We start from the raw sequence: 13,161 nt of genomic DNA, 5'->3' as shown, positions 1-13,161 counted from the left end.
GCCCCGTCACCCGAAGACGTGGGCGCTCACCGCTCCTTCGGCAGGGGACGGCATGGCGAAGACTCCTGCGCTTCCGAGCGCACGAAAGCGGCAGTGGGGATCCGAACGGAGCCGCGAACCGCTGCCCACGCTTCACCCGCGGCCCTCGGCCGCGAAGATCGTCTGGGCACGCGTCGCCATCGCGATCACGGTCGCCGGCTGGGCCGCCTACATGCTCACCACCGCACTCCGCCAGATCTTCGCCTACGACGGCGAGCACATCTGGCCCACGATCGAGGCCTGCATCTACGCGCTCGTGATCACCGCATTGAGTTTCTCCGCGCTGATGTTCCTCGTGCAGCGCGAGGCTGCGCTCAGACGATTCCGCGATCACGAGCGGGTGCCCCGCGCGGAGCTCGACCGCCACTTCGACGACGAGCACGGCGAGGGGATGACGGTCCTCATCCCCTCCTACGCCGAGGAGCCCGCGGTCATCCGCAAGACCATGTGGTCTGCGGCGCTGCAGGAGTATCCGTCCCTGCGGGTCGTGCTGCTGCTGGATGACCCTCCATTCCCCACGGATCCGCACACCCTCGCGCGCCTGGAGGCGACCCGCCAGATCGCCCTCGGAATCGCCGAGGATCTGGCCGAGCCCGCCTATCGCTTCACAGAGGCTTTGTTCGACTTCGAGCAGCGTGCCGCGACAGGCGGCGTCGGCGAGGCGGAGATCCGGTCCCTCCGCGACGAGTACCGCTACGCGGTCGCCTGGTTGAACGACATGGCGGACTCCGAACCGCACGAGGACCACGTCGACACCTTCTTCATCGACCAGGTCGTGCGCGGGCTGGCCGACGACCTGGACCTCACCGCGTCCGCGTTGGAGTCCGCAGCAGAATCGGGAACAGAGCTCTCACACCAGCGGCTGCACGAACTGCACCGGCGCCTGGTGTGGATCTTCTCCGTGGATGTGGGCACGTTCGAGCGCAAACGCTACGCGTCGCTGTCCAGCGAAGCGAACAAGGCGATGAACCTCAACGCGTATATCGGTCTGATGGGCGGTCGTTACCGCTTCGTGGAGGGCCCCGGCCGCAAGACCGTGCTGCGCCTGGTCGCGGGCGCCGGGCAGGAGGCGGATCTCGTCATCCCCAACTCGGACTACCTGCTCACCCTCGACGCCGACTCGCTCCTGCTGCGCGATTACTGCCTGCGCCTGGTCTACTTCCTCGAGCAGCCCGGCAACGAACGCGTCGCAGTCACCCAGACGCCGTACTCCTCGTTCCGCGGCGCCCCGACGCGCATCGAACGTCTGGCGGGCGCGACGACGGACATCCAGCACATCCTCCATCAGGGCATGTCGGGCTACGACGCGACCTTCTGGGTCGGGGCCAACGCCGTGATCCGTATGGAGGCGATGGACGACATCATGCAGATCGACGACGTCGACGGCTTCGAGGTGCGCCGCTACGTGCAGGACCGCACCGTGATCGAGGACACCGAGTCCTCGGTGGACCTCGCCGATCACAACTGGACGCTCGTGAACTACCCCGAGCGCCTCAGCTACTCGGCCACGCCGCCGGATTTCGGCTCCCTCGTGGTGCAACGGCGACGCTGGGCGAACGGCGGCCTGCTCATCCTGCCGAAGTTCCTGCGCCAGGTGCGCGCCCGCAGACGCACTTCGCGCCCCGTGCGCCTGGGCGAGTGGATGATCCGCGTGAACTACATGGCCTCGCTCGCATGGGCCAGCTTCGCCTTGCTCTTCCTGCTCACGTTCCCCTTCGACAGCGACCTGCTGAGCCCGCTCGTCCTGGTGGCGGCCGCGCCGTACTTCCTGTGCCAGGCGAGCGACCTCAAGTACTCGGGCTATCGCTACCTCGACATCCTGCGCATCTACGGCTTCAACCTCATCCTGCTGCCGGTGAATCTCGCCGGCGTGCTGAAATCCGTCGAGCAGGGCCTGACCGGCCGCAAGATCCCCTTCGCCCGCACCCCGAAGGTGCGTGAGCGCACGGCGACGACGCTCCTCTATGTCGTCGCCCCCTGGGCGATCGTCGCGTTCTCGATCTTCACCGCGTGGTGGAGCTTCAACGCCCAGAACTGGGGAACGTTCTTCTTCGGCGCGCTCAACACGGTCTGCGCCCTGTGGGCGTGTGTCGAGAACATCGGCATCCGCAACTCGATCGTCGATGTGTGGATGGGGCTGACCAACTGGATGTGGGTCACCGTGCCCACCGAGACCGTGGGGCGCGCCGCCCCCGGCGAACCCGGCTTCGATTGGCAGGACGCGCTGTTCCACGGCTACCCCGCCGCCGGCGATCCCGTGCGCCGCGCGGCCCGCCCCACCCCGTCCGCCGCGGTCAAGACGGCACCCTCGCGCGCTCTCGAGGCGAGAAGCGCGGCGGGCCGGCGCGCATGAACCCACGCGTCGCCTACACCGCACCGCCCGCTCCCGGCCCGTACGACGGCAAACGCCTGTCACCGTGGCGGGTCGCGCTCGGGGTCATCATCCTCGTCGCCATCGTCGCCGGTTCGCTCTTCGGCTACCGCCTCCTCGTGGTGGACCAGGTGCGCGCGGTCACGGGCGCTGCATGGTTCGCGCCGTACGTCGACGTCACGACGACACCGTTCTTCGCTTTCGAGAAGCCCGAGAACGATGCCGACCGCAACGTCGTGCTCTCGTTCGTGGTGGCCGCCGCGGCGGATTCGTGCACGCCGTCCTGGGGCGGGTACTACAACTTGGACGAGGCGGCGCGCGATGTGGATCTCGATCGGCGCATCACGCGGCTGCGCGAGAGCGGCGGCGATGTCGTCCTGTCCTTCGGCGGGGCAGCGGGCACCGAGCTCGCCAACGCCTGCTCCGACGAAGAGGGACTCGGGCAGGCATATCGGAGCGTCATCGACCGCTACGACGTGACGACGATCGACCTCGACATCGAGGGTGCGAACCTCGAAGACCCGGTGTCGGGTCTTCGCCGGGCGGTCGCGATCGCCGATCTCCAGGGCGAGCGGCGGGCGGCGGGCGACGACCTCGCCGTCTGGCTCACCCTGCCGGTCGCGCCCGACGGGCTGACCGCGGCCGCGCGCACCGCCGTCGCTCAGATGCTGGAGTCCGGCGTGGATCTGACCGGGGTCAACGTCATGACGATGGACTACGGCGTCGACCGCGGCACGCAGACCATGGCCGAGACCGCCATCGACGCGCTCCGCGCGACGCATGCGCAGCTCGGCGCGCTCTACGAGGATGCCGGGACGACGCTGACCGCACCCACCCTCTGGGGCAAGCTGGCCGCCACGCCCATGATCGGTCAGAACGACGTCGCCGGCGAGGTCTTCACCCTCGACGATGCGACCGCGCTGAACGCCTTCGCGCAGCAGCAGCGGATGTCGCGACTGTCGATGTGGTCGCTGAACCGTGACCGGACGTGCGGCACCAACTACGCCGACACCTCGGTCGTCTCCAACGATTGCAGCGGCGTCGACCAGCAGGACACGACATTCGCCGAGACACTGCAGCCCGGATTCGAGGCGACACCCGACGCGTCAGCGGGGCGCCGCACCACGCCGGAGCCCGTTCCCACGGTGACCGACGACCCCGCCGCCAGCCCGTACCCGATCTGGACCGAGACCAACACGTACCTCTCTGGCGCGAAGGTCGTCTGGCGGCAGAACGTCTACGAGGCGAAGTGGTGGACGCGCGGCGACGATCCGGACAACCCGTTGGCGGACGCGGACTCGTGGCCGTGGCGGCTCATCGGCCCCGTGCTGCCGGGCGAGACGCCCTACCCGCAGCCCACACTGCCGGCGGGCACCTACCCGGACTGGGATCCGGCCGCGACATACACCGAGGGTCAACGGGTGATGTTCCAGCAGGTCCCTTACGAAGCCAAGTACTGGACGCGCGGCGACAGCCCCGCTGCCCAGGCCACGGACGCGGACGGCTCGCCGTGGCAACCGCTGACGATCGCGCAGCTCGAGCAGATCATCCAGAGCGGCCCCTGAGACGGAACCGCGTCAACCCCCGCGAAGGTGGGAGCACCGCGGCGTAGCGTACCGGCATCCGCTGGATCCGATCGAGAGGAGACCACGATGTCGAACAACACCTTCCCACCCCCGGTGCCGCTTCCCGGGGACGGCGAGCCGGATGAGGCGCCGACGCGAGAGGTGGACGGCAAGGAGGTGCTGGACCAGGATCTCGACGACGACAAGGTCGACAGCGCCGACGCCGACCGCATTGCCTCCCAGGAGGGCGACGCGAGCTGAGCCGGAGCCCGGGGTCCCCGCCGCGGACGGCGCGGGGAGCCTGGGCTCCGCCGCCGCCATCAGTCCGCGTGTTCCGGCGGCCACACCACGGAGAACCGCTCGAAGACGATCTCCTCGTCCTCCGACCAGACGGCGCCGCGCGCGGCGCTGACCCGATCCCAGTACCGCCGGTGCTCGCGCCGCCAGCTCTCGAGCGAGCCGTCGTCCTCCCCCTCGTCTCGGGCGAAGGATGCATCGGCGCTCCCGAAGGGGCCGAGGCGAAGCTCGGTGCTGCGGATGACGATGCGCGGTGCGCCCGTGCTGTCGCAGGCGATCCAGTGGGAACCGATACGCGGTACGGCATCGCCACGCGCCACGAAGTCAGCGACGAGTTCTGCGGTCGCGCGCTTACGTCCGGACAGGACGATGTCGAGGAGCTCATCGGCCAGGCGCGCCGAGTCGCCGAAGTGCTCGACGGTGTACTCGGGCGAAGCACTCACCGCCTCGGGGTGGGCGGTGCGGTACTCCTCCCACATCCGTTCGGCAGCGGCGATGTCGCGCGTGAGGGCCACGGAGGAAGCGGATGACTCGGACATCCGCTCATTCTCCCACCCGCCACACAAAGGCAGGTGCCCGGGACGACGAACGCCGTTCCGGGCACCTGCTGCTCATCCGTTACAGCTCGGAGCGACGCGCCCGCGCCCGCAGCCGGAGCATCGCCAGGATGCCGAGGCCGAGCATCGCGGCGCCGAACAGCGACGCGGACATCATCGGCGTCGTGTCCTGCCCCGTCGCGGCCAGCGCACCCGCGGCCGCACGTACGGTGACGGGCAGCTCAGCGAGGATCCGGTCGCCATCGCGCAGTTGGATGTGGTGCTCCCCCGGCGTGATGTCCGCGGGGATCGTCACGGTCGCACGGAGCGCGCCGTCGGTCACATCGACCGTGGCGAGCGCGCGATACGTGCTCGCGATGCCGATCTCCACCTTCGCGACATCGAGTCCCTGCGCCGTCACCGTCACCGATTCACCCGCACGCACATCCGTACGCGACAGGACCGCGGTCACATCGGATTCGCCGGGCTCACCGGGCTCACCGGGCTCACCGGGCTCACCGGGCTCACCAGGCTCACCAGGCTCACCAGGCTCACCAGGCTCACCAGGCTCACCAGGCTCACCAGGCTCACCAGGCTCACCGGGCTCGCCGGGCTCGCCGGGCTCGGTTCCCTCTTCAGCCGTGAAGGTCCAGTTGTCGACCTCCATGAGCTTCGAGTCCGTGCCGCCCTCGGGCTCCGCGAAGACGAAGAACACATCGTGCTCCCCGGTCGCGCCGGTGACGTCAGCCTTCACGGTGGTCCACTCGCCCACGGTTCCCTCGACGGCGATCTCGCCGACGACGGGGCCGTCGACCTCGTCGAGCCGGACCTGGATCGACGCGCCCTCCACGAGCGGCTTGACCCGGGCCGAGACCGAGGCGGCCCCGTCACCGAAGTCGACCCCCGAGATTCCCGCGAAGTCGCCGTCGTCGATGGAGCTCAGCGCCATGTTGCCGCTGCCGTTGTGCTCGGGGAACTCGACCGACGCCGCATCCGTCGCGACCGTCTTCAGCCCGAGCTGCCATGCCAGCGTCTCGGCCTCGAAGGTGCGGTACGGGTCGAACGCCTCGACCTGCTCGACGCCTGCGCGGGTTCCCTGGACGGGCTTGATGGTGCCGTCCGCGTTGAATTCGAGCTTGTCGATGTGCACCGAGCGGTAGCCCTGGGTCGATCCCGGGGTTCCGAGCGCCGCAGCCCACGCCGCGCCACGCGTCTGAGCGTGGTACGTGAAGTACGTCTCGCCCTTGAACGTGAACATGTCGGAGTGGTTGTTGCCGCCGTTACCCGCGCCGAAGAAGTTCGACTGGTTCTGGAAGGCGACACCCGCGTACTTGGACGCCGGCAGGTTCATCGGGTCGTCGGTCATCATGTAGGCAATCGCTCCGGTGGGCGGGTAGACCCCCTCCTGCGGACGCACCTGGAAGTTCGACGAGTACGAGTAGTAGTACGTGTCGCCGCGCTTGAACATGCTCGAGGCCTCGAACATGCCGGGGCCGTCGATCTCCACGGGGTCGCCGTCGAGCGTCACCATGTCGTCCTTCAGCTTCACGACGCGCGTCGACTTCGGGTTCTGCGGACCCTGGACGTTGCTGCCCGAGCCGATCTGCGAGTTGCCGCCGAAGTACAGGTACGCCTGTCCGTCGTCGTCGATGAAGACCTCGGGGTCGAACAGCCACATCCCCGCGGGGAATCCACCGCCGGCGATGTACTCGGGCGAGACGGTGTCGGGGATGATCTTCTTGCCGACCGGGTCGGTCCAGGGCCCGAGGGGCGATCCACCCACGACGACGGCCGTGCCGGTACCGCTGTCGCAGAAGTACAGGTACACCTTGCCGTCCTTCTCGATCGCCGCCGGAGCCCAGGAGTTGCGCGCCCACGGAGCTGCGCCGCCCTCACGCGCGATCGGAACCGCGCCGTGGTCGACCCAGTTGACCATGTCGGAGGTCGACATGACGTTCAGACGCGTGATGGCACCGTAGCCGTTCGACTGCGTCGGCAGGCCGTTGGCGTCCTTGGTGTTCGCCTCGTACTGCTGCGTGTCATCCGTCGAGTAGATGTAGAGGCGGCCGTTGTAGATCAGGTGGTGCGGGTCGGCGCCGAACTTGTGGCCGACGAGCGGGTTGTGGTCGCCGATGGGCTTGGTCTGCACCTCTTCCAGGCTGCCGTAGGTCGGGGTCGCCGGGGCGTCCGCGACCTTGATCAGCGACATGTCGTCGACCTGGAAGTCCTGCAGTGCACTCGATCCCCACGGTGTCTCGACGAAGAGCCAGTCCGCGGACGCGTGGTTGGCCCCGGCCGTGAACTCCTTGGAGAAGGTGCCCCACTCGCCGCGCGTGTAGGTCTGACCATTGTCGACGCAGCCGTTGAAGTTGCTCGGGCAGAACGTGAAGTTGAACTGCTGGGTCGGCTCACCCTCGGTGTACTTCAGCTTGCCCCCGAGACGGTAGGTGGCGCCGGCCTCGAGCTTGCCCGTCACCGAGGCGAAGGGCCCCGACTGGGTGTTGGTTCGACCGGTGACCTTGAGGGAGTGCGCCCCGCTGGCCGCGTCATCGCTCAGGGCGAGCGTGCCGGAGCGGACCGCGGTCCATCCCGTGAACCCGTCCACGAACCGGCCATCGGGAAGCAGGTTGCCGGCGACGGCCGGCGGCTCGGTCACGACGGGAGTGCCGGGGTCGGTGCCGCCTGCCGTGGTCAGGGAGACATCGTCGATGACGAAGCTCTGCACGTTCGTGTTCCACGGCGTCTCGACGAACATGATGTCGTAGTTCGCGATCGCCGGGGTGAAGGTCTTCTCGAGGACCTTCCACTGGCCCGCCGTGACCGTGGCGCTGGTCACGACATCGCACTGGCTGCGCGAGCTCGTGCACAGCACGACGTTGAAGTTCTGCGTGGCCGCGCCCGTGTCGAACTTCACCGCGAGCGACAGGTCGTAGCTCTTCGCCGGATCCAGGAGACCCGTGACGGTGGCCGTCGGTCCCGACTGGAACGTGGTGCGCCCGCTGATGGCGAGCGACTTGCTCCCCGACTTGGCATCGTTGCTCTCGGCGAGCGTTCCACCCAGGGGCGCGGTCCAGCCGCTGATCCCGGTCTCGAACGTGCCGTTCGCGATCAGTGGGGTGGATGCGGCATGGGCCGCGGGGATCGCGACCGCCGAGGACAGCGCGAGCGCGCCGATTCCCAGCAGCGCGCCGACTGTCCGTGGCCCGCGTGCGCGTGCACGGCGCGGGGTGCGTAGGGGTGGTCTCACGTCTTGTCTCCTTTGAGTTCGAGTGCCACCAGCGCCTCATCTGCGAAAGCGCCGCTCCCGTCGATCGGTCGCCGGCCTCACCGGCCACGAACCCGGTTCCGACGCGATGAGCCACCTTGCTCACCGCACCCTGTCCGCGCACGGGAGGCCGCGGGACGCCGTCACCTTCGCACGCAGGCTTGTCGCCGCTGCGAGGGGCCGACTCATCCTGCGTCGTCGGCGTCTGGTCGTCGGCGAAAACGCAAGGATGGGGAACCGTTGGTGATGTTACCGGTACCATTAGCGCTAACACAATGGCTTCGCATAACAAACTCTCAGTTTCGAGCGATTTTCGACGATGCCTTCTCGCGGCCTGAGCGGGTCGGCGTGCGACGGATCGAGGAAGCGGACCGGACCCGCGACGGAACATCTCGGCGCGACCGACCCGATGTGCGCCGCGAACTGCCGTGCAGCCCAGGTCGGCGCTATCGTCGCCTCGTGATCTCTGCCCCGCTGGCGTTGCGAGACGTGTCGATCCGCTATCCGCGCGCCGGACAGCCCGATCTGATCATCATCGAGAACCTCTCCCTCGATGTCCCCGCCGGACGCATGCACTGCCTCGCCGGCCGCAGTGGCTCCGGCAAGACCAGCGTTCTCAAGACGGCCGCGGGTCTCGTTCGACCGACCTCCGGCAGCGTGGCATGGTCGGGGGTCGTGGTCTCGGCGCAGAGCGACGATGCGACGACGGCACTGCGGCGCACCCACGTCGGCTACCTCGACCAGGGCGGCGTGCTGATCGACGGCCTGACGTCTCTCGAGAACGTGCTGCTGCCCGCCGTCCCCGACCGACGCAGCCGCGACCTCGGCCGTAAGGCACGAGATCTCCTCTGCCGCCTCGGCGTCGGCGCACGATCCCGGTCCCACCCGGCGGAACTCTCCGGCGGTGAGCGCCAGCGCGTGGCGCTCGCGCGGGCGCTGCTGCTCGAGCCTCGTCTGCTGGTGGTGGACGAACCGACCGCGAGCCTTGATCGCCGGAACGCCGACGGCGTGATCGCACTGCTGCGCTCGATCGCGGACGAGGGCACTGCCGTCCTCGTGTCGGCGCACGACCCCCGGCTCATCGACGCCGCCGACACCAGAACCGTGATGACATGAGGGCGCGTGTGCCCCACAGCGATCGGGCGCGTGTGCCCCGCGCTCTCACGCGGTTCCTCCGCCGACGCCTGCGCCTGACCTCGCTCGCGCTCATCGGGATCGTGTTGGTGGCCGCATCCGGGTTGCAGAGCGCGTCCGCGGACGCGCTGCGCGAGACGCTCGATGCCAACTGGCGCGGGGACTACGACATCCTCGTGACGGCGGGCGGGTCTTCGCCCCTCAGCGGGGCGACCGGGGGCCTGCTCGGCCCCGGCGCCCTGACCGATGCGAGCCTCGGCCACATCGCGAGCGCGGATGTGGCACGGCTCCAGGGGCTCGAGGGTGTGGAGGTGGCCGCCCCGATCGGCGCATTCACGACGCCCACGACCGATGTCGCGAAGGCGACGCTGCTCGTACCACTGGACGGTTCCGCCGCGGGACCGCGTGCCTACCGGGCATCCACGACGTTGGTCATCGACGACGGCGTGACGCCGGCGCGCACCATCGATGCGAGCGTCGACATCGTCGTCGACCAGACGGCGTGGGAGGGCTACCGCCAGCTGCAGGACGAGGACAACAGGCCGGTGCGCGCCGTCACCTCGACCGGCGAGGTCGCCTACGGCGCGGAGACGGATGTCGACCGCAACGTGGCGTGGACGTTCGGCGGATGGGCATCGGCAGAGCAGCCGCCACCGGGCGAGGGGGTCGTCGCCCTCACGCTGCCGGTCGAGGCCGTGCGCACCGCCCATGTGGTGATGGTCGATCCGGTCGCCGAGAAGGAGCTGCTCGGCGATGCCGGCGCGGTGATGGATCCGCTCATCGACACGAGCGCACTCATCGGCCGCCTGGGCGACAACTTCTTCGACCCCGCCGATCCCCCGTCGCCGGGCGACGATCTGAACACGCTGTTCGCGAAGGGCGTGGCGACGCAGCCCACACCGATCCTGACACGGGCCGTCGACACACCGGCCGCGCATCTGGACGTGACCCTGACCCCGCTGGACGCGCCGGACGACGAGCTTGCGGCGACGCTGGCCCGGGCCACCGCGGGCGACGATGCCTTCCCCGATCTCGACGCCGCGCGCACGGGCCCGACCACCACGCTGTACTCGGGCGAGCCCGGCGACGCCCTCTCTCCTCTGAGCTTCGACAGCATCGATGTCCCGTGGCCCGGATGGACCCCGCCGCCCTCCGCCCCCTACGCGCAGTATCCGATGTTCCGGCTCGCAGGCTCCCCCATCCTGTCGGCCGTGGACCCGCAGGCGACCACGATCGCTCACGCCGTGTCCGCCGACCGGAGCGACGCATCCGCGCCCCTGCTCCGGCTACGCGCGACCGGGGAGTCCGACGGCGAGCTGCTCTTCGCCTCCACGGCACCCTTCCCCGGGACGGATGCGGGCGCGGCCGGCCCGTATGAGACGAACACCTGGCCGGTCGGCTCCTTCACCCCTGCCCAGCTGCACGAGGAGGACACGGCGCTCGGGCAGGTGGGGCTGGGGTACGACGAGTCCGCACCGATCATCGTCGACGGCTCTGACGCCGTCGCCGAGGGCACCGCGCTTCCCGCATCCTTCTCGGGGCTCGGGCTGAACACCTCCGGAGCCTTCGCGATCGCGGATCTGCAGAACGCGCAGTACCTGCACATCACCGATCCGGTCTCCTCGGTCCGGGTCCGTGTCGCGGGCATCGACGGGTACACCGCCGGCGCCCAGGCCAAGATCCTCGACGTCGCTTCGCGCATCAGTGACCTGGGCCTGACCGCGACCATCGTGGCCGGTTCGTCGTTCGAGACCGTCCCGGTGGCGCTCGAGCCGCCGACGGGCACGCCCGGCGACGCGGAACCCCTGATCGTGGAGCAGGACTACTCGAGACTCGGCGCGGCCGCGATGGCGTCCGAGGGCGTCTCGGGCACCAACGTGGCGCTGCTGGTGATGTCCATGCTCGCGGCGACCGCGCTGCTGCTGTTCACGCAGTTGAGCTCGATCGCCTCCCGGCGGGCGGATGCGGCGGTGTTGCGCCAGGTGGGGTGGACCCGGCGCCGCATCCGCGCCTGGTTCCTCTCCGAGGAGGCCGTCGCGACACTCCTGCTCGGCGGGATCGGCGCACTCACGCTGCTGACCTCGGCCGTGATCGAGACGACCTCGTATCTCGTCGGGATCGCGGTGGCCGCGAGCATCGTGGGATCCGCCGTGCTGGTGGCGCGCGGCGCCCTCGTGCGCACCGCCGCCGCCCGCCGGCCACGCACCGGAACCGGCGCGGTCACGACACCGACCCTGTTGGGTCTGCGCAACGCCCGCACGAACGGGGCCACGACGCTGTCACTCGCCGCGGCTCTGGCGCTCGTCGCCGTGGCCGCCTCGACCGCGGTCGCGGTGCTCATTGCGGGCCGCGCCGCCGCGGGGGACTCGCGCCTCGGATCGTTCGCCTCGTCTCAGGCACTCGTACCGCAGGGCACCCTGATCGCCGTGACCCTCGGGGCCGCCTGCATCCTCCTGGTCGTCATCCGGCGTCTCGGACTCGAGCGACGCACGAGCGCGGAGCAGGCGCTGCGTGCGATGGGATGGCAACGCACACATCTGCGACGCGCGGCCACGGCCGAGATCTTCACCGCGGCGGTTCCGGGGGTGGTGACCGGAGCAGCGCTGGCGACGGCGGGCGCACTCGCCTTCACCCCCTCTGCCACCGTCGCGGCCGTGGTCATCGGGACGATCGCCGCCACCGCCGCCGGGCTGATCCTCGTCAGCGACGGAGCGCGGTCGTCGGGTCGGCGAGGATCGGCGCGAAGGCGAGTTCGGCGGGCCCGATGAGCATGAGTCGGGAGCGCAGCCGGGAACGTTCGAGGCGCACGACGCGTCCCTCCGCTCCCAGGGGGTGCAGGCGCACGGCCGCCGAGAGTCGCTCCCTGCTGACGGAGAGAAGCGAGCCCAGGTAACCCGAGAGCACCACGAGCTCAGGGCTGAAGGCGTTGACGAAGTTGGTCAGCGCGATGGAGAGCACATCGACCTGCCGCGCGACCTCCGCCATGACCTTCGGGTCGCGTGCGACTCCCAGCTCGACATCGAGTTCGTCCTCGTCGAGCCGGCGGCGCCCCAGCAACGGCTCGATCAGGCTGAGATCCACCTCCGCCTCCAGGCATCCCCGCCGGCCGCAGACGCACCTGATGCCGCCGGGGTTGACGACCGTGTGACCCAGCTCGCCCGCGTAGCCCGACGTACCGCGCAGCAGGGTGCCGTCCATGATGACGCCGCCACCGATGCCACGCAGCGAGCCGCCGAGGTAGAGCAGGTTGCGCGCCCCGCGGGCGACGCCGAAGCGGGTCTCCACGAGGGCGCCGATGCTCGCGTCGTTGCCGGCCGTGACGTGCATGCCGAGCTTGTCGGACATCCGCGCCGCGATGGGTTCGTGCCGCCACTGCAGCGTCGGCGCCACCAGCACCGATCCGCGGGCATCGACCAAGCCCGGCACGGCGAGCCCCACACCGACCACGCGATAGTGCCGATCGATGTCGGCCCGCATCACGTTGATGAGATCGACGGCGAGCTGCACGAAGCGGCGCGGGCTGACGGGCCGGGCTGTGTCGTGATGGAGGCGAGCGTGAACCGTGCCGCCGAGCCCGATGAGCGCGACCGTGACGCCGTCCGCATCCACGCCCACACTGATCGCCGAGACCGCGTCGTCGACCTGCAGCTCCGAGATGGGCCGGCCCGCCTTGCCCGTCGAAGGCACCGCCGGGAGCTCCCGCACCAGAGCCGCGTCCATCAGCTCCGCCACGAGGCCGGTGATCGTGGAGCGGTTGAGTCCCGTCTGGGCACTGAGCTGCGCGCGAGAGAGGGTGCCGTTCAGCCGGAGCTCCGACAGCACCGCCACGAGGTTCTGCCGGCGGACCGCGTCATTCGTGGTTCCACCCCCCGCGGAGCCCGCGGGGGGTGGAAGATCAGGCCCCGTCGCCACGGTCACCGCAGTCACCCGGCAATTCTGACACGGCGTCCGGCG

Annotated in this window: 8 protein-coding genes; 5 read left to right on the top strand and 3 right to left on the bottom strand. The window is 69.7% G+C overall.

The genetic code is table 11. The features are described 5' to 3' along the window. The first annotated feature begins 52 nt into the window (after positions 1-52). The 3 genes from LXM64_RS01980 to LXM64_RS01970 all read left to right on the top strand — a co-directional run bounded on the left by LXM64_RS01980 (position 53) and on the right by LXM64_RS01970 (position 4,236). Positions 53-2,392: a glycosyltransferase family 2 protein gene (locus tag LXM64_RS01980; protein WP_234074415.1), complete on the top strand. Its 2,340-nt coding sequence runs from the start codon at positions 53-55 to the stop codon at positions 2,390-2,392. Continuing rightward, the gene (locus LXM64_RS01975; RefSeq protein WP_234074414.1) at positions 2,389-3,975 is read left to right on the top strand and encodes a chitinase; all 1,587 of its coding nucleotides are present in this window, start codon (positions 2,389-2,391) and stop codon (positions 3,973-3,975) included. Before LXM64_RS01980 ends, LXM64_RS01975 begins: the two co-directional genes overlap by 4 nt. A gap of 87 nt (positions 3,976-4,062) precedes the next feature. Then, positions 4,063-4,236: a hypothetical protein gene (locus tag LXM64_RS01970; protein ID WP_234074413.1), complete on the top strand. Its 174-nt coding sequence runs from the start codon at positions 4,063-4,065 to the stop codon at positions 4,234-4,236. A gap of 59 nt (positions 4,237-4,295) precedes the next feature. Here LXM64_RS01970 and LXM64_RS01965 read toward each other — a convergent pair whose 3' ends face one another. Both LXM64_RS01965 and LXM64_RS01960 read right to left on the bottom strand, forming a co-directional pair. Continuing rightward, positions 4,296-4,811 carry an ASCH domain-containing protein gene (locus LXM64_RS01965; RefSeq protein WP_234074412.1) on the bottom strand — a complete coding sequence of 172 codons (516 nt, stop codon included), beginning with the start codon at positions 4,809-4,811 and terminating at the stop codon, positions 4,296-4,298. Between the two features lie 79 nt (positions 4,812-4,890). After that, positions 4,891-8,055, bottom strand: coding sequence for a carbohydrate binding domain-containing protein (locus tag LXM64_RS01960; RefSeq protein WP_234074411.1), 3,165 nt, complete (start codon positions 8,053-8,055; stop codon positions 4,891-4,893). 477 nt (positions 8,056-8,532) lie between these two features. Between LXM64_RS01960 and LXM64_RS01955 the strand changes: the two genes are divergently transcribed. Then, entirely contained in the window at positions 8,533-9,189 is a 657-nt protein-coding gene (locus LXM64_RS01955) for an ABC transporter ATP-binding protein (RefSeq protein WP_234074410.1), read from the top strand. Then, positions 9,186-11,975 (top strand): hypothetical protein, encoded by a 2,790-nt coding sequence (locus LXM64_RS01950; protein WP_234074409.1) that lies wholly within the window; start codon positions 9,186-9,188, stop codon positions 11,973-11,975. The genes LXM64_RS01955 and LXM64_RS01950 overlap by 4 nt, the downstream gene beginning before the upstream one ends. Here LXM64_RS01950 and LXM64_RS01945 read toward each other — a convergent pair. Next, complete coding sequence (locus LXM64_RS01945; protein WP_234074408.1) at positions 11,908-13,134, bottom strand: ROK family protein; 1,227 nt, start codon at positions 13,132-13,134, stop codon at positions 11,908-11,910. The genes LXM64_RS01950 and LXM64_RS01945 overlap by 68 nt on opposite strands. Positions 13,135-13,161 lie beyond the last annotated feature (27 nt).

The sequence above is a fragment of the Microbacterium binotii genome (assembly GCF_021398715.1).
Lineage (GTDB): Bacteria > Actinomycetota > Actinomycetes > Actinomycetales > Microbacteriaceae > Microbacterium > Microbacterium binotii_A.
Note: the sequence above shows the minus strand (reverse complement) of the source record. Positions and strands in the feature narration are given on the sequence as shown.